27 protein-coding genes and 1 tRNA gene are annotated in these 26221 nt (G+C 71.0%); 7 read left to right on the plus strand and 21 right to left on the minus strand.

The features are described from left to right. Nucleotides 1-57: 57 nt before the first annotated feature. The 3 genes from S1361_RS10415 to S1361_RS10425 form a co-directional block, all read right to left on the minus strand. Nucleotides 58-1638, minus strand: a complete 1581-nt coding sequence (locus tag S1361_RS10415; RefSeq protein ID WP_208031564.1) for a TROVE domain-containing protein — start codon at nt 1636-1638, stop codon at nt 58-60. Between the two features lie 497 nt (nt 1639-2135). Beyond that, nucleotides 2136-3587, minus strand: coding sequence for an alkaline phosphatase PhoX (locus S1361_RS10420; RefSeq protein ID WP_208031565.1), 1452 nt, complete (start codon nt 3585-3587; stop codon nt 2136-2138). 310 nt (nt 3588-3897) lie between these two features. Then, nucleotides 3898-5325, minus strand: coding sequence for a hypothetical protein (locus S1361_RS10425; protein WP_208031566.1), 1428 nt, complete (start codon nt 5323-5325; stop codon nt 3898-3900). Between the two features lie 265 nt (nt 5326-5590). On the opposite strand from S1361_RS10425, the gene S1361_RS10430 reads away from it, so the two are divergent. Continuing rightward, nucleotides 5591-7426: an endonuclease/exonuclease/phosphatase family protein gene (locus S1361_RS10430; protein ID WP_208031567.1), complete on the plus strand. Its 1836-nt coding sequence runs from the start codon at nt 5591-5593 to the stop codon at nt 7424-7426. A gap of 54 nt (nt 7427-7480) precedes the next feature. Here S1361_RS10430 and S1361_RS10435 read toward each other — a convergent pair whose 3' ends face one another. From S1361_RS10435 to S1361_RS10450, 4 genes are read right to left on the minus strand one after another with little or no spacing between them, the layout of a single operon-like run. Beyond that, entirely contained in the window at nt 7481-8080 is a 600-nt protein-coding gene (locus tag S1361_RS10435; RefSeq protein ID WP_208031568.1) for a DUF3618 domain-containing protein, read from the minus strand. Then, nucleotides 8077-8496, minus strand: coding sequence for a phage holin family protein (locus S1361_RS10440; RefSeq protein WP_208031569.1), 420 nt, complete (start codon nt 8494-8496; stop codon nt 8077-8079). The genes S1361_RS10435 and S1361_RS10440 overlap by 4 nt, the downstream gene beginning before the upstream one ends. A gap of 53 nt (nt 8497-8549) precedes the next feature. Continuing rightward, nucleotides 8550-9254, minus strand: a complete 705-nt coding sequence (locus tag S1361_RS10445; RefSeq protein WP_208031570.1) for a hypothetical protein — start codon at nt 9252-9254, stop codon at nt 8550-8552. Continuing rightward, complete coding sequence (locus S1361_RS10450; protein ID WP_208031571.1) at nt 9251-9409, minus strand: hypothetical protein; 159 nt, start codon at nt 9407-9409, stop codon at nt 9251-9253. Before S1361_RS10450 ends, S1361_RS10445 begins: the two co-directional genes overlap by 4 nt. A 170-nt stretch (nt 9410-9579) precedes the next feature. On the opposite strand from S1361_RS10450, the gene dapA reads away from it, so the two are divergent. Further along, nucleotides 9580-10479: a 4-hydroxy-tetrahydrodipicolinate synthase gene (gene dapA / locus S1361_RS10455; RefSeq protein WP_208031572.1), complete on the plus strand. Its 900-nt coding sequence runs from the start codon at nt 9580-9582 to the stop codon at nt 10477-10479. 24 nt (nt 10480-10503) lie between these two features. On the opposite strand, the gene S1361_RS10460 is transcribed toward dapA, so the two are convergent. The 3 genes from S1361_RS10460 to S1361_RS10470 all read right to left on the minus strand — a co-directional run bounded on the left by S1361_RS10460 (nt 10504) and on the right by S1361_RS10470 (nt 13204). Continuing rightward, the gene (locus S1361_RS10460) at nt 10504-11748 is read right to left on the minus strand and encodes a WD40 repeat domain-containing protein (RefSeq protein ID WP_208031573.1); all 1245 of its coding nucleotides are present in this window, start codon (nt 11746-11748) and stop codon (nt 10504-10506) included. Next, the gene (locus tag S1361_RS10465) at nt 11745-12296 is read right to left on the minus strand and encodes a SigE family RNA polymerase sigma factor (RefSeq protein ID WP_208031574.1); all 552 of its coding nucleotides are present in this window, start codon (nt 12294-12296) and stop codon (nt 11745-11747) included. The genes S1361_RS10460 and S1361_RS10465 overlap by 4 nt, the downstream gene beginning before the upstream one ends. Nucleotides 12297-12721: 425 nt before the next feature. Continuing rightward, on the minus strand, nt 12722-13204 hold the full coding sequence (locus tag S1361_RS10470; RefSeq protein ID WP_208031575.1) for an SMI1/KNR4 family protein: 483 nt from the start codon (nt 13202-13204) through the stop codon (nt 12722-12724). A gap of 231 nt (nt 13205-13435) precedes the next feature. On the opposite strand from S1361_RS10470, the gene S1361_RS10475 reads away from it, so the two are divergent. Beyond that, nucleotides 13436-13526 (plus strand) — tRNA-OTHER (locus S1361_RS10475). Nucleotides 13527-14484: 958 nt separating this feature from the next. After that, nucleotides 14485-15243 carry a DUF3761 domain-containing protein gene (locus S1361_RS39110; protein WP_243769135.1) on the plus strand — a complete coding sequence of 253 codons (759 nt, stop codon included), beginning with the start codon at nt 14485-14487 and terminating at the stop codon, nt 15241-15243. Between the two features lie 621 nt (nt 15244-15864). Here the strand turns inward: S1361_RS39110 and S1361_RS10490 are convergent. After that, nucleotides 15865-16533 (minus strand): class I SAM-dependent methyltransferase, encoded by a 669-nt coding sequence (locus tag S1361_RS10490; protein ID WP_208031577.1) that lies wholly within the window; start codon nt 16531-16533, stop codon nt 15865-15867. Nucleotides 16534-16605: 72 nt separating this feature from the next. Next, on the minus strand, nt 16606-17076 hold the full coding sequence (locus S1361_RS10495; protein ID WP_208031578.1) for a glycine-rich domain-containing protein: 471 nt from the start codon (nt 17074-17076) through the stop codon (nt 16606-16608). 765 nt (nt 17077-17841) lie between these two features. On the opposite strand from S1361_RS10495, the gene S1361_RS10500 reads away from it, so the two are divergent. Continuing rightward, complete coding sequence (locus S1361_RS10500; protein WP_079077019.1) at nt 17842-18030, plus strand: hypothetical protein; 189 nt, start codon at nt 17842-17844, stop codon at nt 18028-18030. A gap of 275 nt (nt 18031-18305) precedes the next feature. Then, nucleotides 18306-18782, plus strand: a complete 477-nt coding sequence (locus S1361_RS10505; protein ID WP_208031579.1) for an SRPBCC family protein — start codon at nt 18306-18308, stop codon at nt 18780-18782. Nucleotides 18783-19040: 258 nt separating this feature from the next. Here the strand turns inward: S1361_RS10505 and dapD are convergent, their stop codons facing one another. The 3 genes from dapD to S1361_RS10520 form a co-directional block, all read right to left on the minus strand. Next, nucleotides 19041-20027: a 2,3,4,5-tetrahydropyridine-2,6-dicarboxylate N-succinyltransferase gene (dapD, locus tag S1361_RS10510; RefSeq protein ID WP_208031580.1), complete on the minus strand. Its 987-nt coding sequence runs from the start codon at nt 20025-20027 to the stop codon at nt 19041-19043. A gap of 64 nt (nt 20028-20091) precedes the next feature. Further along, on the minus strand, nt 20092-20628 hold the full coding sequence (locus S1361_RS10515; RefSeq protein ID WP_208031581.1) for a TetR/AcrR family transcriptional regulator: 537 nt from the start codon (nt 20626-20628) through the stop codon (nt 20092-20094). Further along, a complete protein-coding gene (locus S1361_RS10520) occupies nt 20628-20951 on the minus strand; it encodes a DMT family transporter (RefSeq protein ID WP_208031582.1) in 324 nt (107 codons plus the stop codon). The genes S1361_RS10515 and S1361_RS10520 overlap by 1 nt, the downstream gene beginning before the upstream one ends. 106 nt (nt 20952-21057) lie before the next feature. Here S1361_RS10520 and S1361_RS10525 point away from each other — a divergent pair, with 106 nt between their 5' ends. After that, entirely contained in the window at nt 21058-21801 is a 744-nt protein-coding gene (locus tag S1361_RS10525) for an AbfB domain-containing protein (RefSeq protein WP_243769136.1), read from the plus strand. Between the two features lie 56 nt (nt 21802-21857). Here the strand turns inward: S1361_RS10525 and S1361_RS10530 are convergent, their stop codons facing one another. The 6 genes from S1361_RS10530 to sufD are packed head-to-tail and all read right to left on the minus strand — an operon-like array spanning nt 21858 to nt 26199. After that, nucleotides 21858-22190, minus strand: a complete 333-nt coding sequence (locus tag S1361_RS10530) for a metal-sulfur cluster assembly factor (RefSeq protein WP_208031583.1) — start codon at nt 22188-22190, stop codon at nt 21858-21860. Further along, a complete protein-coding gene (gene sufU / locus S1361_RS10535) occupies nt 22187-22654 on the minus strand; it encodes a Fe-S cluster assembly sulfur transfer protein SufU (RefSeq protein ID WP_208031584.1) in 468 nt (155 codons plus the stop codon). Before sufU ends, S1361_RS10530 begins: the two co-directional genes overlap by 4 nt. Nucleotides 22655-22672: 18 nt before the next feature. Continuing rightward, complete coding sequence (locus tag S1361_RS10540; RefSeq protein WP_208031585.1) at nt 22673-23929, minus strand: cysteine desulfurase; 1257 nt, start codon at nt 23927-23929, stop codon at nt 22673-22675. Further along, entirely contained in the window at nt 23926-24690 is a 765-nt protein-coding gene (gene sufC / locus S1361_RS10545; RefSeq protein WP_208031586.1) for a Fe-S cluster assembly ATPase SufC, read from the minus strand. The genes S1361_RS10540 and sufC overlap by 4 nt, the downstream gene beginning before the upstream one ends. Before the next feature lie 7 nt (nt 24691-24697). Continuing rightward, on the minus strand, nt 24698-25018 hold the full coding sequence (locus S1361_RS10550; protein ID WP_208031587.1) for a bifunctional 3-phenylpropionate/cinnamic acid dioxygenase ferredoxin subunit: 321 nt from the start codon (nt 25016-25018) through the stop codon (nt 24698-24700). Then, the gene (sufD, locus tag S1361_RS10555) at nt 25015-26199 is read right to left on the minus strand and encodes a Fe-S cluster assembly protein SufD (RefSeq protein WP_208031588.1); all 1185 of its coding nucleotides are present in this window, start codon (nt 26197-26199) and stop codon (nt 25015-25017) included. The genes S1361_RS10550 and sufD overlap by 4 nt, the downstream gene beginning before the upstream one ends. Between the last annotated feature and the right edge of the window lie 22 nt (nt 26200-26221).

The raw sequence follows: 26221 nt of genomic DNA on the forward strand, positions 1-26221 counted from the left end.
ACTCCTCGCCGACCGGGGACCCTCTCCGTATCCTAGGCCGCGGGCACGGCGGGCTCCTCAGGCGAGCCAGGGCCAGTTCCCGTCCCGGCCGCTCTCCAGCAGCGTGACCATGCGGAACGCGCTGTCGGACAGCCCGCCGAAGGTGTGCCGGTTCCCGGTGCCCGACGGACCGTGGCCCGCCCGGTAGCCCTCCAGGTTCCAGGTGTAGACCGGGGTGTCGGCCGGGACGAGGGACGTCGGGTCGCCGTGCCGGTTCGGGGCGTACTGCTCGTCGGTGACGATCAGCACCCGGTCGTGCCGCTCGTAGTGCCGGCGCACCGCCTCGGTGGTGTCGGTGCCGCCCAGGTCGCCGAAGCGCTCCAGGACCTTCAGCACCGACTCGCCCTTGCGGAACGTGACCTTCTCGCTGGTCGAGCCGAACTGCACGAGATCGGCGTCCGCCGCCCGCAGCGCGAGGGCGGTGCCGAAGACCGCCGCCGCGTCGGCCCGGCTGAGCAGGGACCGCTCGGACACCCGCGACCAGAACATGGAACCGGAACGGTCGACCAGCACGAGGGTGCGGCCGGGCAGCGCGGGCACGTTGGCCAGCGAGTGGCCGAGCGCCTGCTCCAGCGGGTAGGACCAGCGCAGCGAGGGCGCGTGCTGGTAGGCGGCCAGGTAGCGGAAGGGGAACTGCCGCGAGCGGCGCACCTCGTGCGGATCGCTGATCCGCGCCGCGACCCGGGCGGCGACCTCGTCCGACACCCCGGCCTCGTCGAAGTTGCGCAGGTTGCGGACCAGCGCCATCGCGCCCATGGACGGGATCACGGCCTCCCAGGCCGCCTTGTCCATCGGCCCCTGGAGCCAGCCGGCCAGCGCCTCCCAGGTGATGCCGGCCGCGGCCAGCCGCTCGGCGCCGTCGGGCGAGGTGACGACCGCCCGCCGCTGCTCGACGGGCAGCGCCATCAGCTCGCGGTGCAGGGCGAGCGCGGGGAGCGACGCGGGCGGTGCCGCGGTGTCCGGGTGGTGCCGCCGGTCGAGCGCGTAACCGAACAGGTCGCCCTGCCACGGCTTGTCCGGGTCCGGCGAGGCGTGCACCAGGTTGAGCACGTCGCCGAAGCGGTAGCCCTTGGACGCGGTGTCGTACTTGAGCAGCGACCGGACGTGGTAGAGCCGTCGTACGGCGTCGGCGATGCCGCGCTTGACGGGCTTGGGGACGGCGCGGCCGTGCGTCGACGTCCAGTAGGCGAGCAGTTCGCCGGGCTCGTCCGGGCGCTGCAGCACGGAGGCCACGACCTGCCGGTTGGACGGGCCGCCGGTCGCGCCGGCGGCCAGCCGCGCGTGCACGTACTCGGCGGCGCCGACGAGGGAGGCCGTCCGCATGTTGCCCTCGCCGCGCAGCCAGCCGAGCAGGCCGGCCGTCCACTCCGGGTCGCTGACGGCGAGCTGGCGGACGAGGCGGGTGAACCGGTCGTCGCGGTCCCCGGCGCTCTCGTAGAAGGTGTCCGCGAGGAAGTGGGAGACGGCCAGCAGGAACAGCTCCGAGCGCGGGTCGCGCTCGTGGCCCCGGCCGCCCTCGTGGGTCCGCAGGGTGCGGCCCGTGGAGGTCACGGCCGATGTCGGCCGCGCCTTGGCGGTACGCGTGTTGAACCGCGCCATGGTGAATTCCCCCGAATTCGCTTGGGTTTCGGAGGGAGGCGCGGCAAATGGAGGGTGTCCGAGGTCAGGAGTCGGCGGCGGACTTTACCCAGGTGCTCTGCCGCTTGAGCTACACCGACCCGAAGTCGATGACGGGACTCGAACCCGCAACCGCCCGATCCAATGAAGTAACCGCTGCCTGCGCACCGGACACCCACCATGTGCCACGCCTCCCGAGATCAGGTCGGCGGCGGTTGTGGATTCTTTGGAAGAGAAGTAACCGCAGCCTGCGCACCGGGAGGTGCATGAAGTTTTCGGTGTCCAGAGATCGAGGTCGGCGGAACCGACGTATGGTGCTCTGCCTCTGAGCTACACCGGCGTGCAGAAGCCGGTGGCGGGACTCGAACCCGCGGCCTCCCCGTTATGAGCGGAAGTAGGTCCTGCCTGTCGCACCTGGACGAGGATCACTCTAGGAGGGGGCCGCGGGACTGGCGAGCGAATTAATCACCGCGCGGAATTCAGTCGCACTTCTGGCGCTTCCAGGGGCCGGTGATGGCGAGCATGATGCCGGGCGTCTGGATGTTGGCGAACAGGGTCCTGCCGTCGGGCGAGAAGGTGACGCCGGTGAACTCGCTGTACTCGGGCTCCTCCGCGGTGCCGATGTTCAGTTCGTTGCGGGCGATGGGATACGTCCGGCCGCTCTCGGTGGCGCCGAACAGGTGCTGGACGCCCTCGCCGTCCTCGGCGATGACCAGGCCGCCGTACGGGGAGACGGTGATGTTGTCCGGACCGTCGAAGTTGCCGTCCCGGGCCGGGTCCGGGTTGACGCCGAGCAGCACCTTCAGGGTCAGCGTGCGGCGCTTGGGGTCGTAGAACCACACCTGGCCGTCGTGCTGGACCGGGCTCTCCTGGCGGGCGAAGGAGGAGACGACGTAGACGCCGCCGTCGCCCCACCACATGCCCTCCAGCTTGCGGGCGCGGGTGACCTGGCCGTCGGTGAACTGCTTGCGCACCGAGACGGTCCTGGCGTCGCGGTCGGGGACGTCCACCCAGTCGACGCCGAACACGGTGCCGATCCGGGTCGCGCGGGAGAGGTCGTCCACGAACGTGCCGCCGGAGTCGAAGCACTTGAACGCCTGGAGCACGCCGGCGTCGTCGGCGAGGGTGCGCAGCCTGCCGCGGCCGTGGCGGAAGCCCTCCGGCGGGGTCCAGCGGTAGAACAGGCCGTTGGGGCCGGAGGCGTCCTCGGTGAGGTAGAGGTGGCCGCGCTTGGGGTCGACGACGACGGCCTCGTGGGCGTAGCGGCCCAGGGCCTTGATCGGCTTCGGGTCGCGGTTGGCGCGGCGGTCCTCGGGGTCGACCTCGAAGACGTAGCCGTGGTCCTTGGTGAAGCCGTTCTTGCCGGCCTTGTCCTCGGTCTCCTCGCAGGTCAGCCAGGTGCCCCACGGGGTACTGCCGCCCGCGCAGTTGGTGGCGGTGCCGGCGATGCCCACCCACTCGGCGACCTCGCCGCCACGGCGGACCTCGACCACCGTGCAACCGCCGGCCGCCGCCGGGTCGTAGACGAGGCCCTCGGTGAGCGGGACCGGGTGCGGCCACTGGGCGCGGGGGCCGGCCAGCTCGTGGTTGTTGACGAGCAGGGTGGTGCCGCGCGGGCCGGCGAAGGTGGCGGTGCCGTCGTGGTTGGACGGGGTGAACTCGCCGGACTCCAGCCTGGTCCGGCCGCTGTAGGTGATGACGCGGTACTCGAAGCCGGCGGGCAGGGCGAGGATGCCGGCCGGGTCGGGGAGCAGCGGGCCGTAGCCGACGCCTCGGTGGCCCCCGTGCGCGGACTCGGCCCCGGCGCTCTCGGTGTCCGTTGCGGCAAGGGCGTTCGGCGCGGTGGCGAGCGCGCCGACGCTGCCCGCCAGGGCGACCCCGGCACCGGTGATCGCGGATTTCCTGGCGAAGTCCCTGCGGGTGAGCGACATGGTGTCTCCTGTGACGACGGTGGCAGTGCCGTGGAGGGTGGGGGGCCTCCGTTCGGCGCACACGCTCCCGCTCACCCGTGAACGGGAGTTGAACGCCGGACCACTACCAGGACGCCAGTTCCATGAACCCGCATGCACCACCCCACGGCCGTCCCAAGCCGCGGTCACCTGCCACACCGGTCACCCGCCGCACGGCTCACCCGCCGAACCGGTCACCCGCCACACCGGTGAGGCCCTACGCCGGTCCACCCGGCTCGGCCACCCGCTCCCCCGGCACCGCCCACCCGCGGGCCCCACGCCGGTCGAGCGCTCACCCGCCCTGCTGGGACCTCGCCTTGAACGCGGCCTTGCGGGCCTCCTTGGCCACCTTCTTGTCGGGGTGCAGCCGGCCCATCGCGTCCAGTACCTCGGCGGTTGCGGGGTGTTCCACCCGCCAGGCCGCCGCGAAGAACCCGCTGTGCTGGGCGGCCAGCCCCTCCACCAGGGCCCGCAGTTCCTCGGAGTTGCCCTCGGCGGCCAGCTGCGCGGCCAGCGTGTCGACGGTCAGCCAGAACACCATCTCCTGGGACGGCGCCGGCACCGCGGCGGCGCCCCGCTCGCTCAGCCACACCCGGACGAGCCCGCCGAGTTCGGGGTCGTCCAGGACCTCGCGCAGCGCGGGTTCGGCCTCGGCGCCCACCAGCGACAGGGCCTGCTGGCAGCGCAGCCGGCGCAGCGGGGCTCCGGCGTCCGCGCCACGGGCCGCCGCCAGCAACTCGCGTGCCGCGGCGAGGGGTTCGCGGCGGCCGAGCCACTGCTCGGTCTCGGCCCGGGCGGCGGACCGGCCGAACCGGGCGGTGCCGTCGAGCAGCACGTCCGCACCCTTGTCGGCGAGCTCCCCGACGACCGGCGCGTCGAACCCGGCCTCCAGCAACCGCGCCCGGATCCCGTACACGCCGAGCGGGGTGAGCCGGACCATGCCGTAGCGGGAGACGTCGGTGTCGTCCACCGGCGCCGCGGGCTCCTCGTCGGCGTCGGCCATCAGCGTCTCGTCCACCGGCTGGTAGGCCACGAGCCCGACCGGCTCCAGCACCCGGAACTGGTCGTCCAGCCGCATCATGGCGTCGGAGACCTGCTCCAGGACGTCGTTGGTGGGCTCGCCCATGTCGTCGGGCACCAGCATGGAGGCGGCGAGGGCGGGCAGCGGGACGGGCCCGTCGCCGGCGCCGTCCTCACTGACGGTCAGCAGGTAGAGGTTGCCGAGGACGCCGTCGAGGAACTCCGCCTCGGCCTCCGGGTCCCAGTCGAGTGACGAGAAATCGACCTCTCCGCCCTCGTGCAGCGCGTCGACGAGGTCGTCCAGATCGGGCACGGCCGCGTCGGCGAGGACGGTCTCCAGGGCGGCGAGCCACACGGTGAGCACGTCCTGCGGGGAGCCGCCGGTGAGCAGCTGCAGCTCCTCCCCCGGCCGGACCGTGCCGGCCTCCTCGTCCACGATCTCCACCAGGCCGGTGTCCACCGCGACCCGCCAGGCCTCGGCGGCGTACGCGGCGGCGTCGTCGCCGGTCAGTCCGAGCTGTTCGGCGGCGGCCGGGAGCTGCTCCTCGGTCAGCCCGCCGCCGGCGTCCACGCGGGTGCCGGGCCCGGCCCAGCGGGCGAGGCGGGCGGCCCGGGACAGCAACGGCGTGGACAGCGCGGCGCGGGCCAGCTCCGCTTCGGGGTGCAGCCGTACGGGCGGCAGGGGGGAGCTGTCTGACATCGGCTGGTTCTCCTCGGACCGTGAACGGACTCAGCCGCTCAGCCTAGACGGATTTCCACCCATGCCGCCCGGTTCATCTCCCCGTAAGCAGCCGTACGTGGCCGAAACCTTGACAACTCCCCGGCCCAGGCAGGAGATTGACGCGCGTAGAAGTTCGGGGGACAACTGTTCACTCGGCTCTACGCGTGTCACAGAGGGCTACGAGTCCCGCACGCTCCCGTTCCACCCTCGTCCCGGCGCACCGTCACGTCCCCGGAGGGATCCCTTGCCGAGCAGGTCTTCCGCGCGCCTCGCCGCGCTCACCGTCGCCGCCGTCTGCAGCGCGGCGGCGGTCAGCCAGATAGTCGTCCTCCCCACGCCCGCGCACGCCGACTCGGTACGCGTCCACGACATCCAGGGCACGACCCGGATCTCCCCGTTCGCCGGGCAGAAGGTGGCGGACGTACCCGGCATCGTCACGGCCACGCGCACGTACGGTTCGTCCCGGGGCTTCTGGCTCCAGGACCCGTCCCCGGACGACAACCCGGCCACCAGCGAGGGCGTGTTCGTCTTCACCGGCTCCGCGCCCAAGGTCGCGGTCGGCGACGCGGTGACGGTCACCGGAACGGTCTCGGAGTACGTCCCGGGCGGCACCTCCTCCGGCAACCAGTCGGTCACCGAGATCACCAAGCCGGCCGTCACCACCGTCTCCGCCGGCAACCCGGTCCCGGCGCCCGTCGTCGTCGACGAGGACGCGGTACCGGACGCCTACGCCCCGCAGGGCGACTCCGCCGCGGCCAACTCGATCAACGGCCTCACCCTGGACCCGTCGGCGTACGCCCTGGACTACTACGAGTCCCTGGAGGGCATGAACGTCCAGGTCGGCGACGCGCGCGTGGTCACCGCGACCGACCCGTACAGCGAGCTGTGGGTCACCGTGAAGCCGTGGGAGCACCGCAGCCGCCGCGGCGGCACGGTCTACGGCTCCTACGACTCCCAGAACACCGGCCGGCTCCAGATCCAGTCGCTCGGGGCGACCGCCGACTTCCCGAAGGCTGACGTCGGCGACACTCTGGAGGGCACCACCACGGGCCCGCTGGACTTCAACCAGTTCGGCGGCTACACCCTCGTCGCGAGCAGGCTCGGCACGCTGCGCAGCGGCGGTCTGGAGCGCGAGACGACGCGGAAGCAGTCCGGCCGTGAGCTGGCGGTGGCGACGTACAACGTCGAGAACCTCGACCCGTCGGACGCCACCTTCGACCAGCACGCCTCCGCGATCGTGCACAACCTCCAGTCGCCGGACATCGTGTCCCTGGAGGAGATCCAGGACAACAACGGCGCCACGGACGACGGCACGGTCGACGCGGACCGGACCGTGACCAAGCTGATCGACGCGATCGCCGCGGCGGGCGGGCCGACGTACGACTGGCGCTCGGTCAACCCGGTCAACGACCAGGACGGCGGCGAGCCCGGCGGCAACATCCGCCAGGTGTTCCTGTTCAACCCGGAGCGGGTCTCCTTCGTGGACCGGGCGGGCGGCGACTCGACCACCGCGGTCGGCGTCACCAAGGTGCACGGCAAGGCGCAGCTGACGGTCTCCCCGGGCCGGATCGACCCGGGGAACGCGGCCTGGAACAAGAGCCGCAAGCCGCTCGCGGGCGAGTTCGTCTTCCGCGGCAAGACCGTGTTCGTGATCGCCAACCACCTCAACTCCAAGGGCGGCGACCAGGGGCTGACCGCGCAGTACCAGCCGCCGGTGCGCAGCTCGGAGATCCAGCGGCACGCCCAGGCGACCGAGGTGAACGCGTTCATCAAGGACATCCTGTCCGTGCAGAAGAACGCGAACGTCATCGCGCTCGGCGACATGAACGACTTCGAGTTCTCCGGGACCGCGAAGATCCTCGAAGGTGACGGCGAGCTGTGGTCGGCGATCAAGTCGCTGCCGAAGAGCGAGCGTTACAGCTACGACTACCAGGGCAACCAGCAGGTCCTGGACCAGATCCTGATCAGCCCGGCGATCCGCCGCGGCTGCGACTTCGACTACGACAGCGTGCACGTCAACGCGGAGTTCCACGACCAGATCAGCGACCACGACCCGCAGGTGCTGCGGTTCCGTCCGTGACCCGGCGGCGGGACCGGCCGGACGCGCCGTCCGGCCGGTCCCGCCGTTGCGGTGTCACTGCACGCGGTCGATCCGGCGCCAGACCACGGCGGCGCCCACGAGGGCGGCGCCCCCCGCGGTCAGGAGGAGCGCCGGCCGGGGATGCCGCATCGCGGCGCCCACGACGTACCGCACCGGTCGCGGCACGCGCGCGTCGTGCTCCATGGTGTGCCCGGCGTGCGTGGCCCGGTCCTGCAGGGTGTGCCCGGCATGCGCGGCCCGGCCCTGCAGGGCGTGCCCGGCATGCGCGGCCCGGTCCTGCAGGGTGTGCCCGGCGTGACCGGTCCGCTCCTGCACCAGGTGGCCGGCCTTCGCCATCCGTTCCTGCGCGGTGTGGCCGGCCCGCGTGGCGCGCTCCTGCACCAGGTGCCCCGCCTTGGCCGCCCGGTCCTGCACGCCGTGCCCCGCCTGGGCGGCGCCGGCGCGCAGCTGGACGGTCATGGCGCCGGCCTTGTCCTTCAGGTCGGCGGCCCGGGCGCGGGCCCGGCCCTTCACATCGGCCCGGCCGACCAGCTGGGCGACGGTCTCGCCGAGCTGGCTCCGGGTGTGTTCGATCTGCTGCCGCAGTTCGTCGGGGCCCTTGGCGCCCGTGCCGTGCGGCTTCCTGTGCGTCATCGGTGTGCCCTTTCCCTGATCGCGTCGACGTCAGCCCTGACGCTGCCGAGCGTCTGCTCGGGTGTGGGCGGGGCGGCGCGGCGCAGCTGGGCGCGTCCGGTCGCGGCCAGCAGGCCGGCCGCGGCGAAGAACACCGCGGCCACGATCAGCGCCGCCGCCCACACGGGCAGCGCCAGGGAGAGGGCGGCGGTGGCCGCTCCGGCCAGGGCGATCAACCCGACGTAGCCGACGGCGCCGGCGGCGCCCAGCAGTCCGCCGCCGCGTCCGGCCCGGCGTCCCTTCTCGGTCAGCTCCTCCTTGGCGAGGGCGACCTCCTGCCGCAGCAGCCGGGAGAGCTGCTCGGTGGCCCGGCCGACGAGTTCGCCCGTGGCGGGGTGCCCGTCGGCCGCGGGCCGGGTCTGCGAGGTCACGGTCACGGTGTTCCGCCTCCTCTCTGTGCGGAACGTCCGGGTACCCGGACCGGGGGTCCTCACCCCTGCCCGGCGCCTCCGGCCCCGCGGTCGCCGAGACGCGCGAGTTGGGACTGGAACCAGTCGAGGCGCGCCTGCAACAGGGCTGCCTCGGCGGCGAGTTCGGGTACGCCCGGCTCGGTGGCGGACGTCAACCCGGCGGACGGGCCCGGTGGGGCGCCCGGAGCGCCGGCGCCCGCGACCACCCGGAGGCCCTGCCCGGCCAGCCGGGCGAAACCGGCGAGCGAGACGGACGGACGCCCGCGCAGGCAGCCCGCGCAGGCGGGGGCCAGCACCCGCCAGCCGGGCCGGCCCCAGCCGGCGTCGGCCAGCGCGACCGCGCCGGCGCCGCAGCCGCAGGGGCCGGCCGTGACCGTGCGCACCCGCTGCCGGGCGTAGCGGAAGCCGCGCTCGAAGCGGATGTAGGCGCCGAGGACGGAGACCTCCAGCAGCACGGCCGCGCGGTGTTCGGCGGTGCACAGCAGCGCCTCGGCGGCGGCCCGGTCGTGCACGCAGTGGAAGCCGCAGTCGCACCGGCGCGCGGGCGGGCGGTGCCGCAGGCCGTAGACGCAGGAGGCGTCGTCGAGGACGGCGTACGGCAGCGGGCCGCCGAGCGACACACCGGTGAACCCGGCCCGGGTGCCGTCCTGGGACAGCACCGGGTGGGCGATCTTGTAGCCGGTCGGCGGCTCCGTCGGGCGTTCCGCCGGGAGCCGCAGCCTCATCGGGCGGCCGGGACCTCTTCACGGGCCGGCTCGGCCGGTGCGGCCGCCTGCGAGCGGACGGTCTCCTCGGGGCGGCGCGGCTCCTCCTCGGGGACGAGGCGGGGGAGCGGTCGCTCCTCGGCGACCCCGGTGGCCAGTGCCTTGCCCAGCTTCATGGTGCCTCCCATGACCTGACGTCGGTGACCCTCCGGCCATAGTGACCCATCAGGTCCGGGTTGGACACAGGGCCTCCGGCCGCATCCCGCCCGAATGATTAGTAACTCTTGGCAATACCTCGTAGAAGAATTAAGTAGAGCTTCACCGAGGGGGTGCCGAGACTACTCCCATGACGAGGACCCGCAAGGCCGCTCCCTTCGGCCGCACGCTCTGCGCCATGATCACGCCGTTCACCGAGGCGGGCGCGCTCGACCTGGACGGCGCCCAGCGGCTGGCCGCGCACCTGGTGGCGCAGGGCTGCGACGGCCTGGTCCTCAACGGCACCACGGGCGAGTCGCCCACCACCACCGACGAGGAGAAGGCCCGGCTGGTCGCGGCCGTACGGGAGGCCGTCGGCGACCGGGCCGCGCTGGTCGCGGGCGTGGGCACGTCCGACACCCGGCACACCGTGGAGCTGGCGCTCGCGGCCGGGAAGGCGGGCGCCGACGGCGTCCTGGTGGTCACGCCGTACTACAGCCGGCCCCCGCAGGAGGCCGTGGCCGCCCACTTCCAGGAGGTCGCCGACGCGAGCGAGCTGCCGGTGATGCTCTACGACATCCCGGGCCGCACCGGCACCCGGATCGCACCGGAGACGATGATCCGGCTGGCCGGGCACCCGCGGATCGTGGCCGTGAAGGACTGCTCCTACGACTTCCTCGGCACCCAGAAGGTGCTCGCCCAGACCGAGTTGGCGTACTACGCGGGCTGCGACGAGCATGTTCTGGCGCTGTACGCGATCGGCGCGGCGGGCTGCGTGAGCACGGTCGCGAACGCGGTACCGGACCGGGTCGCCTCGATCCTGGCCGCGTTCGACGCCGGCGACACCGGCCGGGCGGCCGGACTCCAGCTGGCCCTCACGCCGCTGACCGAGGCGATGATGGACGCGGGCCTGCCCGGCACCGTCACCGCGAAGGCCCTGCTGGCCCGGCTCGGCCTGCCCGCCGGACCGGTCCGCGCACCGCTGCTGCCCGCCGGCCGGGAGACGGCCGACGGGCTGCTGGCGGTGTACGAGGCGCTCACCGCGGGCTGATCCGCGGGCAGCCGGGGCCGGTCCTCAGCGGCGGGCGAAGACGGGCTCCCACGGCTGCCGCGGGTCGGTGGGCTCGGCCGGCTCCTGGACGCCGCTGAGCGGTACGACCTTGTCGCTGCCGATCGTGACGAGCACGAGGCGGGGGCGGTACTCCTCCTCCAGGCTCGTCACCCGTTCCCAGGCGATGAGGTGCTTGTCGTCGGCCCAGGCGAGCAGATGACCTCCGCGGACCTTGGTGATCTCCCTGCCGGTACGGGGATCACGGACGGAGGAGTAGGACCTGCCGGGCGAGCCGGCGACCTCCTTGGTCAGGCCGAGAGCGGCGAGCCTGCCGCTCGGGGACAGCCGCGCCGGGACGTCCGACCGCAGGTGCTTCTCGTTCGCGGGCGCGGCGATCTTGTTGCCCTTGAGGTCGTAGAACTGCTGCAGGCCGTCCCGGCCGCCCACGTACTGCGCGTACACGGACCCACCGCTGCGGCTGAACGCGAAGTCCGCGCGGGAGTTGCTGCTGCGGTCGGGGGCGACCCGGCTGAAGGAGCCCGTGCCGGAGGACACGTCGAGGTCGTAGAACCCGGACCGGCTGGACCGGCCGAACCGGGCCGCCCACATCCACGCGGCCCTGCCGTCGAGGGTGTGCACCTTTTCCCTGACCCGCAGATCGGGGTCCTCGTCGTACGTCGTCGCGACGAGCCTCGTGCCGTCGTACGAGAACGCGACCCCGCCGACGCCGTGCTGGACCGGGATCCACCGCTCGACCTCCCCCGTCGCGAGGTCGAGCAGGCCGATCCGGTGGGCGGGCAGGTTCCGCTCCAGCACGGCGGCGGTCTTCAGGCCGGGGGCGACGGCGACGAAGGACCAGCGGGGGTCCTTCCGGTACTTCCCGCTCCGCGGATCGAGCAGCCAGTAGGTGCGCGCCGAGACCCCCCGGTCCTTGGTGAGCTGCTTCGACTCCGCTGTGTAGTAGGCGGCCAGCACGGCGTCCCCGGCACCGATCAGCTCGCGCGGCGGCGACTGGTCCGGGTGGGCCCGGATGGCGCCGGAGTCCAGCACCCCGGACGGCCGTACGTCGGCCTTGTGGCCGGAGTCCAGCAGCGGCACCGCGACGGCGATCGCGACCACGGCGGCGGTGGCCGCGGCGACCGAGGCCAGCCTGCGGGCACGGCGGCGCCGGCGCACCCCGAGCACCCGGTCGGCGAATCCCGCCGGCACCGGCGGCTCCCGGTCGGCCTGCTCCCGCAGCGCCTCGCGCACGAGTTCCTCCACGTTCACGGACGCACCTCCACCGGCGAGAAGTCACGGGACGGCTGCTGTGGGCGCGGGGCCACCGCCGCCAGCTCGGGGGCCAGCTCGCGGAGCCTGGCCAGGGAGCGGTGGGTGGTCGACCGTACGGTGCCCACGGAGCAGCCCAGGATCCGGGCCACCTCGGCCTCCGGCAGATCCTCGAAGTAGCGCAGCACCAGCACGGTGCGCTGGCGGGCGGTGAGCCGGGACAGGGCCGCGCGCAGCACCAGCCGCAGCTCGGCGGCGCCCGAGGCGTCCGGGACGTGGCCGGCCTCCGGCGGGTCGGCCACGGTGACCTCGCGCCGCCGCCACTTCAGCCGCCAGCGGCTGATCTGCTGCCGGTACAGGACCTGCCGGACGTACGCCTCGGGCTCGTCGATCCGCTGCCATCGGCCGGCCGCCTTGACCAGTGCGTTCTGCAACAGGTCCTCGGCGGCGTGCCGGTCGCCGCCGGACAGCAGCACGGCAGTCCTCAGCAGCGCGGTCGACCTCCCGGCCACGAACTCCCGGAAACTCTCCTGCGCTTCGGCATCCATCGTCACCTTCTCTTTCCCCCGGGCCGCACCCGACCGCCCGGCCCCCGCACCCCTCCTGACGCGCCCACCGGAGCGCCACTATGCCTGCCACCGAAAAAAAACTCCGGCACGCGAACCACACGACCCACGACGAAGCGCCCTTCCCCCGGGGGGTGAAGGGCGCTTCGGCGTACGGGAGACGTCAGTTGTGGCTGTTCTGAGGTCGGTACAGGTCACGGGGTCATGTTGTCCCCAGGGCCGTCCCGGGGCCGTCCTCGCTGTCACCCGGGTCCCGGAATGCCCGATTGCCCCTCCCGGGAGAACTCTGCGCCGTCCGTGGGCCGTCCGAGGTCGCACAACGACAAGCAATGCTGACAACCGTGCAGGTCACAGCGTTGATCGCCTAGACGATCCCAGGTCAGCAGACCTTTGAATCACTTCTTCGGCTACTGATCGCACTCGACGGTCGGTTGGCTGTCCAGCAGCGTGTCCACCGTCAAGGTTCCTGTCGACGTGCCGATCAGCCACTCCCCCAGAGTGATCCCTTGGGGCCAGAGTTCTCCCTGGTGGTTGCACCACATGCGGCCCGCAGGGTCGCGGAAGTCGACCAGAGACCAGATGGTGCAACCCCAGTCGTAGATCAGCACCAAGCCGGCGGGGATGCGGCCAGACGGGTCCGGCCCGTCCTGGTACAGCTCGGCGATGTCATAGAAGTTGCCTTGTGCGTGGCCCCCGCTCACGCCCAGGATTCCGTCGTCAGGTCCGAATCCTCCGTTGGCCACTTCGCTGTACAGACGCCGCAGGAGCTGAGGCATCCGAAACCCGATGACCTGTTCCGCCTCGGCAATGGCGTCCGGCCCCGTGGGCGGGGGCAAGGTGCGTGCCCGGGCTGTAGCACGCAGTGTCTCCACGACCTCGTCATCAGTCACTGGCTCAGCCTCTCAGCCCGGAACGGCGGAGGCCATTGCCTTCGAGGGTGCAGGTCATCGAGGGCCTGCTGAGCCGTCTCTGGGCCCTGCGAGGGCACGCAATGGCAACCGACACCGAGGCCGACACGATCTCGACGACGTTCACAGAGGTCGTGGGGCTACCCAGTGCCGGTGTTATGCGGATCCTGACGGCAGAAGACGAACGGCAACAGAGCCGTACGCCGGCCTTGAGCCCTTGTTGGAGCGACGCGGCAGCCCGCATGCAGCCAGGGGTGAACTCCTAAAGCGGGTGTCGCAGGTTCGAATCCTGCCGGGGGCACCAGTCAGAGGGGTCTCACCTACAAACGTTTGTAGGTGAGACCCCTCTGACAGCTCTGTCTGACATCAAGGCGGGCGGTCGCCGGCGATCACTGACGAGCGGGGGACGAGCATCATCGTGCGCAGGCGCTCGGGAGATCAGGTGTTGATGATCGCCTAACCGGGCACGGCAAAGCTGGGCCGCCCCTGGGCCGTCCGAGGACGCTCAACAGCGGCTGAGGGCGACCAACGACGACCACCAGGCGCACGAGCTCACGGCACCTGACCAGCAAAAGCCCAGCTCACCAAGATCCCCCCCGGCAAGACCCAGGGCAAGAAGAAGTGACCGCCCGCGGGCAAGCCTTTACGCGCGACGACCCTCACCTGGCGAATGGGATCATCCATGGATGGCAGACATACGGCTCCCCCACGGTTGGACTCTTCAGCAGATCCGCGATGTCTCGGGAGACCAAGAAGCCGCCGCCCTGGATCCCGATCGGCCAGTGAAGTGGGTCAGCGTCGGCGAGGCCCACGAGATGCCACGCCCGGAGATCGTTCTCGGGTTCCACAGCCTGTGTCTCGTGAAGCCTGTCGATGACGACGACTGGTACATGGGCAGCCTGTACGACGACGGCAGCATCGACTGCTGGGCCGCCTACGGCGACCTGCACGAGGCACTACGCGGCCTCTAGGAGCCTAGGCCGTGACTGACGGCCTGCCCGTGCTGGTTGCGCGTCTACTCGACAGGGTCTCGCGCTGTCGCGGAACAGCGGCTGAAGCAGTGCTTGTACCTCACCGTTCCGACTCAGCCACTCTCCGTCCCTCTTTTTTCCTTGAACGGTCATCTACTCGGCAGTACGGGGCTAGTGTCATCGCCCTGACGGCACCTGCTCCCCGCTGTAAGCGGGCACCGGTTCACGGCCGAGGGCAGGCCCATGCGCGCAGGGGAGCGCGCAGCAGGTAGTAGCAGGGGGGAGCAGAACGTGGCCCAAAAACAGAGACCTCAGCCCACGGCGGAGGACAAGAAGAACGCCAGACTTGGTTGCGGCATCATACTGGCCGCACTTCTCGTAGTTGGTGGATGCAGTGCCCTGATCAACGACGACAACGACTCCTCGTCCACCTCATCGTCCTCATCATCCGTGTACGACGGTAAGGCGAAGACCGTCAAAGTCGAGGACTTCGTCGGCATGGGGCTTCAGGAAGCCCAGGACGCCGCGCAAGCCGACGGCATCGACAACCTCGACTCAACGGACGCCACCGGCCAGGGCCGCATGCAGCTCTGGGACCGCAACTGGACAGTCTGCGCCCAGACACCCGCGGCTGGCGAAACGATGAGCCCCGATGACACGCTCACGTTCGACACCGTCAAGGCCAGCGAGGGCGAGAGCTGCAACGACCCTACAGAGTCTGGCAGCAGCGATGACTACGGCGAAGACGATTCCTCCACTGTCTCCGGCGCGGGAGACGACTACAGCGACGACAGTTCCTCAACCGTCGCCGGCACGGGGGACGACTACGGTGACGACTCCTCCGGCAGCGGCACAAGCTCATGGACTGGCGGCTCCGACTCATCGGGGGACGACTCCAGTTCCTCTTCGTCCTCGGGCGGCTCGCAGCAGGCACCTGCCGGTGCCACCGCCCAGTGCAACGACGGTACTTACAGCTACTCCGCGCACCGTCGGGGTACCTGCTCGCATCACGGTGGCGTCGCCGTCTGGCTCGCCAGCGTGCCTTCGTAGAGGACTTGCTGCTGCCGGTCGAAGCTCACGGGCCCCGGCCGGTGGCGCTGCCGGCGGCTGGCGATGGTCGGTGCGTCGCGATGCAACCTGCACAGTGGCGAGTGGTCGTCGTACACCATCGAGAAGCGCAAGGAAGCCGAACGCAAGGCGAAGACACGCAAGCGTCGCAAGTGACCCCAGCCGGTGTGAGGTGACATCCATGGCTGACATCAACGACAGCGGACAGCGGCGGCGCGGTGCGGTGCGGTCTGTCATGGCCACGGCCGCCCCGCGCAGCACGGGTGGACAGGCGGTCAGACCGGACTCCGTTCTGCGCGAACAGGGGGCCCGTTCTGCGTCCCGAGTCCATAAATAGTCCACATCGCCACGCGATCTTGATGTGCCCTCACCCATTCGGCAGAAGTCGGCGGGGGCCCTTCTGCGTCCAACGTGGGCCGCCCCGAGGCTGTCAGCACCCGGGGCGCGGGACACCAAGATCGTTACAGCGTGGGCGGGTGGCACCTGCTGCTTCTCGCCGACGTCCTCGGCGTGCCCCTCGCCGACCTCGTCAGGTAGGTCCGCCGCAGGGAGGGGGACTCCGGCGGCGTCGGGGGAGACGTGTGCCGGGGCCGCGGCTGAGAGTCAGGCCCGGGCGGTGACGACGAGTGTCCCCACTCGACGGGCGCCCGCCGGCGGGGCCAGCACGGAAGCACGGACGTCCATGTAGCCGTGCTCGGCCAGGAGCTGCTCCCATGCGTTGGGCTCGTAGTCCCACCGCTTCACGACAAGCGGGTCCTCGTCGGGGCCGCGTGGGATGTACGAGGCCTGGCAGCCGTAGCAGCCCTCCACGGGTGGCCGCTGCGAGAAGACGAGCCGGCCGCCCGGACGCAGCCGCTCACGGACGGCGGGCAGCAGCAGCGTCGGGTCGGTGAACCAGACGGCGCCGTACACCGAGTACACGGCGTCGAAGCCTTCCCGGTCCTCCAGCAGGAAGCGGACCGCCTCTGCGTGGTGCAGCTCCAGCCCTGGCGCCTGCCCCCACCGCTCGCGCGCCGCGGCCAGCTGCCGGAGCGAGACGTCGACGCCTACGGCGCGCATGCCGATCGCGGCCAGGTGCGCGGCGTTGCCGCCCTTGCCGCAGCCGAGGTCCAGCACGCGGGCGCCGGCCGCGACGTCCAGCAGTTCGGCGCCGGGTCCGTGGTCCTCGTACTGGGTCCAGTTGAACCAGGTTGTCTCGCCGCGGGCGTTCACCGGTCGGCGCTCGGGCCGCTGCCGCGCGTAGGTGTCCCAGGCGATCGCGGTGTCTGTCACGTGGTGCTCCGCTCATAGGGCCAGCCGCCCGGCTGTGACGCCGAACGGCTGGAGTCTTGCACGATGGGCGCGCTACTGCTTGCCGCTGTTGGGACTGTCGGTGCACCCGGCGTGGCACTGGCTGCAGTCGGCCATGTCCGGCCACAGCTCCTCATCGACGGCGTACCCGGCGGCCGTGATGGCGGCGAGGGTGCGCTTGCGAGTGGCCTGCGCGCCGCCCGGCATCTCGTCGTCCTCGGCGGTCGGGACGTGGTGGACCAAGCGGCCTACGACCTGTTCGCAGAAGCGGACGTAGTCGACGGTGTGCAGGATGAACGCGTGCCAGCCGTAGTCGACCAGCTTGCTCGGGGCGAGGGACTGGCCGGGCTGCTGGCCGGATGCGGCGATGAACGCGGCGGCCTGGCCGACGATGCGGCGGGCGGTCGCCTCGGTGATCTCCGGGTGGTCGGCGGTGATGCGGCGCGCGAGCCGGTCGGTCACCTCAGGGTCGACCAGGGTGATCGGGTCGGTGGTGCCCACGGGGCGCTCTAACGTGGTGGTCACGTGATTCCTCCGGTTGTGGACGGCCTCCGGTGGGAGGCGGTGGAACCCGCCCGCCCGGCTTGCTCACGGGAGCAGGCGCGGGCACGGCGGGAGTTGTAGGGGTCCGCCGCCGGTTCAAGGGCGTTCCGGCGACAGAGCCTGGGCCACCCCTTCACCTCCGCCGGGCGGCCGTCCGGCGCCCACAAGACGCCGGAGTCTGAGTCACGCGCCGAATCGGCGCGCAGGGTCATCGGCACTCGCCTACCTGGTCAAGCACCGGAGGTGGGCGTAGCCGAGGCGGGAGGCGGCCTCGCCCTCCCAAAGGACGGGGATGGCCGTTTCCTGCGCGAGTGGGGCCTTGCGGCAGGTGGCGCAGGCCAAGGACGCCTTGCTCCTTCTGGAGTTCCGTCAGCGTGGGCGTTCCCGGCGGCTACACCCAGCAGAGAAGATGTCACCACGTCTGGAACCACGGTGAGCGGGACAACGTGGCCCAAGACGCTTGACTAGGCCAGCGTGCGATGCCCATCCGTCTCAGTTTCCGTCTCATTCAGCCCCGTTCACGGCCGTTCAGACGAGACCAGAAACCGGGTGCAGCCAATAGGCGGACCATCCGTGAACGCAGGTGAACGCCCCCGAACGACGCCCACCACCTCACCACCACAGTTGGAAAGCGTGTGGGGCAGCAGCTGCATACTCGCTCGCCGGTTGGTCGCAGCCCGCGTATGGTCGCGCGTCGGGGATGACTCGCTGAAGGACGGCACGAGGTTGTGCCGGAAACGGGGGACCGTGAGCAGGAGACGCTACGTCGCCCGGGGCGTGCCGGGTGGTTACCGGATCTGGGACAACCGGGGACGTCGATGGTGGGGCGATCTCTACGAGTTGTGTCCTGACGATCTCGTGGCCGAGCTCAACGGTCAGGCGGACCACGCACGGATCACTGCGCTGATGAAGCGCTACCGGGCGCAGAAGCGGTAGGTGGCCCCGGAGCATGGATGACGAGCGCGCGCACCACAACCGCACCAGAACGGGCGGGCAACGGCGGGGAATAACGGGGAAGACAGCTGAACCCGACGGGGCCGCGCCCGGAACATCGCCCAGGTCAGCGCCCGAACCGACCGCAAATGCTCGCAGCTTCCCAAGCTGAGGGCCCCGGCACCGTTGTCACAGGTCGGCCGTCGCGGCGTGCCGGCTGAGCGGGCAGCACGTGTGTCGGGCTCCCGAGCATGAACGACCGCGCTAGCGTGGAGGTCATGGCTGTCGACGTGCTCACCGAGACCGTGATCGCCCGTCCCTGTGCGGAGGTCGCCGCCTATGCCGGGGATCCGACCAATGCGCCGCACTGGTACGCCAACATCATCTCGGTTCGTTGGCGGACCTCGCCGCCGCTCGCCGCGGGCTCGAAGCTCGACTTCGTCGCCCGGTTCCTGGGGCGCACCCTGACGTACACCTACGAAATCGTCGAGTACTCCCCCGAACGACTCGTGATGCGCACCGCGCAGGGGCCGTTTCCCATGGAGACGACCTACACCTGGCAGCCAGTGGACGCTGACCATACCCGGATGACGCTGCGCAACCGCGGCGAGCCATCCGGCTTTGCCAAGGTGAGCGCTCCGATGATGGCTGCGGCTATGCGGCGGGCAAACGTCAAGGACCTCGCCGCATTGAAAGCGCTACTGGAAGGCACCGACGCCTCCGACTCCAGCCGACGCTCACCTGGCGACTTCTGACATCCACGGCTGACATCAACGAGGCCGGACTGCGACGTACATCAGTGTCCTTGCCTGGCCGTCGAGTCAGAGGACAGCAGCCAGGCAAACGGCCGCTGATCGAACTCCCAAAGCGGTGCTCACGCACGAGCGCCCTCCCGGGCCGTCCTGGGCCGTGGAAGGGCGCTCAATGGTGACCAACGTCAACAAGTGCCGACAGCTCGGCAGCAGGTCGGAGCGATGATCGATCAGGCGGCCGCAGGTCGCGGCCGCCGGTGATCAGTTGTGGCTGTGCAGGATGTCGTTCAGGCCGCCCCAGACCGCGTTGTTCGGGCGGGCCTCGACCGTGCCGGTGACGGAGTTGCGGCGGAAGAGGATGTTGGAGGCGCCGTTCAGCTCGCGGGCCTTGACGATCTGGCCGTCGGGCATGGTGACGCGGGTGCCCGCGGTGATGTACAGGCCGGCCTCGACCACGCACTCGTCGCCGAGCGCGATGCCGACGCCCGCCTCGGCGCCGACCAGGCAGCGCTCGCCGATGGAGATGATCACGTTGCCGCCGCCGGACAGGGTGCCCATGGTGGAGGCGCCGCCGCCGATGTCGGAGCCGTCGCCGACCACGACACCCGCGGAGATCCGGCCCTCGACCATGGAGGTGCCGAGCGTGCCGGCGTTGAAGTTGACGAAGCCCTCGTGCATGACCGTGGTGCCCGCCGCGAGGTGCGCGCCGAGGCGGACCCGGTCGGCGTCGGCGATGCGCACGCCCTTGGGCGCGACGTAGTCCGTCATGCGCGGGAACTTGTCGATCGAGGTCACCTGGAGGTGCAGGCCCTCGGCGCGGGCGTTCAGGCGCACCTTCTCGATGTCGTCCACGGCGACCGGGCCGAGAGAGGTCCAGGCCACGTTGGCGAGGTGGCCGAAGATGCCGTCCAGGTTCTGGCCGTGCGGCTTGACCAGGCGGTGCGAGAGCAGGTGCAGACGCAGGTAGACGTCGTGCGCGTCGATCGGCTTCTCGTCCAGCGAGGCGATGACCGTGCGGACCGCGACCACCTCGACGCCCCGGCGGGCGTCCGGGCCGATCGCCGCGGTCGCGCCGCCGCCCAGCTGCTGGGCCGCCTGCTCGGCGGTCAGCCGCTCGGTGCCGGCCGGGCCCGGCGCCTCGACCAGCTCGGGGGCCGGGAACCAGGTGTCGAGAACGGTGCCGTCGGAGGCGATCGTGGCGAGGCCGGCGGCCACGGCGCCGGTGGTACGGGTTGCAGACTCGGTCATGGAAGAAAACCTAACGTGGGCGGGGTGGTGAGGGCGAACCGCGTCTCACGTGCCGGGCGCGGGTTCAGGGGATCAGCCGAGCCAGCGCGGCGCGCGCGTTGTCCTCGTCGTAGGAACCGCCCGTCAGCAGCACCTGGAGGCAGATGCCGTCCATCAGCGCGAGCAGGGCGCGCGCGGTGACCGGGTCCGTGCGGCGGCCCAGCAGCGCGGCCGCCCGCTCGGTCCACTCGGCGGCGACGGGACGCAGCGCGGGGCGGCGCAGCGCCGCCAGGTACAGCTCGTACTCCAGCTCCACGCCGGTGGGCTCGCCCGCCAGCCACTCCCCGAGCGCCCGGGCGAGGTCCGCGGCCAGGTCCCCCTCGCCGCCGCGCTCAGGCAGCAGCTCGGCCAGCAGCCCGCCGAACCCCTCGTTCGACTGCCGCAGCGCCGCCACCAGCAGCTCATCGAGGCCGGCGAAGTGGTACGTCGTGGAGCCGAGCGGCACGTCCGCCTCGGCGGCGACCGTACGGTGGCTCAGCCCGGCGATGCCGTCACGGCCGACCACGCGGATCGCCGCGTCGATGATCCGCTGCCGGCGCTCGGGGTCGTAGCGGCGGGGCATCAGTGCGCCGCTCCGCCGAGGTTCAGCACCACGACTCCCCCGATGATCAGCAGGATCCCGGCGGCCTTCGCCGCGTTCAGCCCCTCGCCGAACAGCAGCAGGCCGAGGACGGCGATGGTCGCGGTGCCCACGCCGGACCAGATGGCGTAGGCCGTGCCGATCTGCACGGTCCGCAGCGTCCTGGCGAGCAGGGCGAACGAAACGACGTAGCCGAGCGCCGTCACGAGCGAGGGCCAGAGGCGGCTGAAGCCCTCGCTGTACTTCATCGCCGTCGTGGCGGCGACCTCGGCGGCGATGGCGCCGGCGAGCAGCAGGTATCCCATGTGGACGAGCGTACACAACTGCTGCGTACGGTCGTACACAACGAGATAGTTTCAGTTTCACAGAAACCGCTCGCGGCAGGCCCCGCCTCCACTACTGTGCGGGCCCGTGCCCGAAGACACCCCCCGCATCCGAAGACTCTGGCCGGCCGCCGCACTGGCGCTGGCGGTCGCCGCCGCCTGCGTGACCGTGACCGCCCTGAACGACCAGCCCGCGGAGAAGAAGGCCACCGCGCCGGCCACGCCGCCCGACAACGGCCCCGGCCTGCTCTCCTTCGCCTCCCCGTCCACCCCGCCGGCGAACACACCGGCCCGCGCCAGGCACGGCACGGACGCTTCGCCGCCCGCGCCCTCCGCCTCCGAGGCCCCCGCCCGCCCCCGGCACACGCCCGCCAGGTCCCCGACGCCCACGGCGAGTACGGGCCGGCCGGCTCAGCACCGGACGTCCGTCCGCTCCCTCAACTACCCCGACCGCTACTGGCACATCAGCGGCGGCCTGGTGAAGCTCGACCCCGTCGGCTCGGCCGCGGACCGCCGCGCCGCCACCTTCACACGCGTCAGGGGCCTTGCCGACGCCCGCTGTTACTCCTTCGCCACGGCCGACGGCAGCTACCTCCGCCACCGCGGCTTCCTGCTGCGCGCCGAACCCGCCGACGGCTCCCCCCTGTTCCAGCAGGACGCCACGTTCTGCCCCCGCGCCTCCGTTTCCGCCGGCGCCGTCATGCTGGAGTCGGTCAACTACCCCGGCCGCTTCCTGCGTCACCAGAACTTCCAGCTGAAACTGGACCCGTACCAGGACACCGGCCTCTACCGGTCCGACTCGGCCTTCCTGTTGGTGGACGGGCTGGCCTGAGCACACGGAAGCGGCGGCACCCGGGAAGGTGCCGCCGCTTCACGCACACGGTGGGATCAGACGTTGAACCCGAGGGCCCGCAGCTGTTCGCGGCCGTCGTCCGTGATCTTGTCCGGGCCCCACGGCGGCATCCAGACCCAGTTGATGCGCAGCTCGTTGACCAGGCCGTCGGTGGCGGACTTGGCCTGGTCCTCGATGACGTCCGTCAGCGGGCAGGCCGCCGAGGTCAGGGTCATGTCCACGGTCGCGACATTGGAGTCGTCGATGTGGATGCCGTAGATCAGCCCGAGGTTGACGACGTCGATGCCCAGCTCGGGGTCGACGACGTCCATCAGGGCCTCGCGGAGTTCCTCCTCCGAGGCCGGCTTCATCTCGACGGTGTCGCTCATGCGGTCTTCCTTTCGGCTTCGGCGCCACCCAGCGCCTGGGCCGTCGCGTCCTTCCACGCCATCCAGCTCAGGAGGGCGCACTTGACCCGCGCGGGGTACTTGGAGACACCGGCGAACGCGACCGCGTCCTCCAGGACCTCCTCCATCGCGTCGTCGGGCTCGATCCTGCCCTTGGACTGCATCAGCTCCAGGAAGGTCTCCTGGATCGTCCGCGCCTCGGCGAGGTCCTTGCCGACCAGCAGCTCGTTCAGCACGGAGGCGGAGGCCTGGCTGATGGAGCAGCCCTGCCCCTCGTAGGAGACGTCCTCGATCGTCGTGCCGTCGTACTTCACACGCAGGGTGATCTCGTCGCCGCACGTCGGGTTCACGTGGTGCACCTCGGCGTCGCCATCCCGCAAGCCCCGCCCGTGCGGGTTCTTGTAGTGGTCCAGGATGACGTCCTGGTACATCGAGTCCAGCTTCACGGTTTCAGCTCACGCCTCTCAGCCGAAGAAGTTCCGTACGTGCTCCAGCCCCTCGACCAGTGCGTCGATCTCGGCCGGCGTGGAGTACAGATAGAACGACGCTCGCGTGGTCGCAGGAATTCCGTAGCGGAGGCAGACCGGACGGGCGCAGTGGTGGCCGACACGGACCGCGATGCCCTGCTCGTCGAGGACCTGGCCCACGTCGTGCGGGTGGATGTCCCCGAGGGTGAAGGAGATCGCCGCCCCGCGGTCCTCGGCCGTGGTCGGACCGATGATCCGCAGGTCCGGGACCTCGGCCAGGCGCTGCACCGCGTACTCCGTCAGCGCGTGCTCATGGGCGAGGATGTTGTCCATGCCGATCGACTGGAGGTAGTCGATCGCCGCGCCGAGGCCGACCGCCTGGGCGATCGGGGGCGTACCCGCCTCGAACTTGTGCGGCGCCGGGGCGTAGGTGGACGAGTGCATCGAGACCGTCTCGATCATCTCGCCGCCGCCGAGGAACGGGGGCAGGTCCTCCAGCAGCTCCTGGCGGCCCCACAGCACGCCGATGCCGGTCGGGCCGCACATCTTGTGACCGGTGAAGGCCACGAAGTCGGCCTGCAGGGCCTGCACGTCCAGCGGCATGTGCGGGGCGGCCTGGGAGGCGTCGATGCAGACGAGGGCGCCGACCTCCTGGGCGCGGCGGATGATCGTCTCGACCGGGTTGACCGTACCCAGGATGTTCGACACCAGCACGAAGGAGACGATCTTCGTCTTCTCCGTGATGATCTCGTCGATGTTGGACAGGTCCAGCCGGCCGTCGTCGGTGAGACCGAACCACTTCAGCTTCGCGCCCGTGCGCTGCGCCAGCAGCTGCCACGGCACGATGTTGGAGTGGTGCTCCATCTCCGTGATGACGATCTCGGTCTCATGGTCCACCCGGTAGGGCTCGTCGGCCCAGCCCAGCATGTTCGCCACGAGGTTCAGCGACTCCGAGGCGTTCTTGGTGAAGATCACCTCGTCGCGGCTCGGCGCGTTGATGAACGCCGCGACCTTGTCGCGCGCGCCCTCGTACAGCGCCGTGGCCTCCTCGGCGAGCACATGCACACCGCGGTGGACGTTGGCGTTGTAGCGCTCGTAGTACTCGCTCAGGGCGTCCAGCACCTGGCGCGGCTTCTGCGAGGTCGCCGCGTTGTCCAGGTACACGAGCTTCTTGCCGTCGTGGACCAGCCGGTCCAGGACGGGGAAGTCCTTGCGGATCGCCTCGGTGTCGAGGAGGCCCGGCAGCTGTGTCACGCGGATGCGCCACCCTTCGTGTATGCCTCGTAGCCCTCGTCCTCCAGCTTGTCGGCCAGCTCGGCGCCGCCGGACTCCACGATCCGGCCGGCGGAGAAGACGTGGACGAAGTCGGGCTTGATGTAGCGCAGGATGCGCGTGTAGTGCGTGATCAGCAGGGTGCCGACCTCGCCCGTCTCGCGGACGCGGTTGACGCCCTCGGAGACGATGCGGAGGGCGTCGACGTCCAGGCCGGAGTCGGTCTCGTCCAGGATCGCGACCTTCGGCTTGAGCAGCTCCAGCTGGAGGATCTCGTGGCGCTTCTTCTCACCGCCGGAGAAGCCCTCGTTCACGTTGCGCTCGGCGAAGGACGGGTCCATGTTGAGGCGCTCCATGGCCTCCTTGACCTCCTTCACCCAGGTGCGCAGCTTCGGGGCCTCACCGCGGATGGCGGTGGCGGAGGTGCGCAGGAAGTTGGAGACCGAGACGCCGGGGACCTCGACCGGGTACTGCATCGCCAGGAACAGGCCGGCGCGGGCACGCTCGTCGACGGACATCTCCAGGACGTCCTCGCCGTCGAGCAGCACGGTGCCGCCGGTGATCGTGTACTTCGGGTGACCCGCGAGCGAGTAGGCGAGGGTCGACTTGCCGGAGCCGTTGGGGCCCATGATGGCGTGCGTCTCGCCCTGCTTCACGGTGAGGTCGACGCCCTTGAGGATCTCCTTCGTGGCGTTGTCGGCCTCGACGGTGACGTGCAGGTCTCGGATTTCAAGCGTTGCCATGGGTGCCTCAGGACTCCTGGGTGAGGGAGACGAGAACGTCGTCCCCTTCGATCTTTACGGGGTATACGGGGACGGGGCGCGTGGCCGGGAGGCCGGACGGCTTGCCGGTGCGCAGGTCGAAGGCGGAGCCGTGCAGCCAGCACTCGATCTGGCAGTCCTCCACCTCGCCCTCGGAGAGGGAGACGTTCGCGTGGGAGCAGATGTCGTTGATCGCGAACACCTCGCCCTCGGTCTTGACGACCGAGACCGGCGTGCCGTCCAGTTCCACCCGCTTCGGGGTGTTCTCTTCCAGCTCACTCAGCCCACAGGCGCGCACGAAGGTCGTCATGCGACGGAAGCCTCCAGCTCCTCCTCGATCTTGGCGAGCAGGCGCTCCTCGATGTCGGCGACACCGATCTGCTGGACCAGCTCGGCGAAGAAGCCGCGGACCACCAGGCGGCGGGCCTCGTGCTCCGGGATGCCGCGGGCCATCAGGTAGAAGAGCTGCTCGTCGTCGAAGCGGCCGGTGGCGGAGGCGTGGCCGGCGCCGACGATCTCGCCGGTCTCGATCTCCAGGTTCGGCACCGAGTCGACCCGCGCGCCGTCGGTGAGGACGAGGTTGCGGTTCATCTCGTAGGTGTCCGTGCCCTCGGCCGCGGCCTCGATGAGGACGTCGCCGATCCAGACCGCGTGCGCGTCGTCGCCCTGGAGCGCGCCCTTGTAGACGACGTTCGACTTGCAGTGCGGGGTGTTGTGGGTGACCAGCAGGCGGTGCTCCTGGTGCTGCCCGGCGTCGGTGAAGTACAGGCCGAACAGCTCGGCCTCGCCGCCGGGGCCGGCGTACTCCACGCGCGGGTGCAGACGCACCACGTCACCGCCGAAGGTGACGACCACGGACTTGAAGGCGGCGTCCCGGCCGACCAGCGCGTTGTGCTGGGCGACGTGGACGGCCTTGTCGTCCCAGTCCTGGACGGAGACGACGGTCAGCTTGGCGCCGTCCCCGAGGATGTAGTCGACGTTGGCGGCGAGCACCGCGTCACCGGTGTGGTCGATGACCACGACGGCCTCGGCGAAGGCGCCCAGCTCGATCACCTGCTGGCCGAAGGCGGTGCCGCCCTGGCCGTGCACCGCGATGCGGATCGGCTCGGTGAGGACGGTCTCCTTCGGGACGGTCACGACCGAGGCCTTCTCGAAGGCGGAGTACGCCTGCGCGGCGACACGGTCCACGGGGGTGCCCGCCTTGCCGAGGCGCGCGTCGTCGCGGCCGACGGTCTCGACGGTGACGCCCTCGGGGGCCTGGACGTCGACCTTCACACCGTCGCCGTTCGCGACGGCGGTGCCGTCGTGCAGACCGCGCAGGCGCTCCAGCGGGGTGAACCGCCACTCCTCCTCGCGGCCGTGCGGGACCGGGAAGTCCGCGACGTCGAAGGACGGGGGCGCGCTCATGCGCGAGACGACGGTCGACTCCGCGGCGACCGCGATCGAGCCGGCGGTGGTGGAACCCACCGGGATGTTCTGGGCCTCAGCCATGGCTGTCGTAGTGCTCTCTTTC

The organism is Streptomyces cyanogenus (genome assembly GCF_017526105.1).
GTDB classification, from domain to species: Bacteria; Actinomycetota; Actinomycetes; order Streptomycetales; family Streptomycetaceae; genus Streptomyces; species Streptomyces cyanogenus.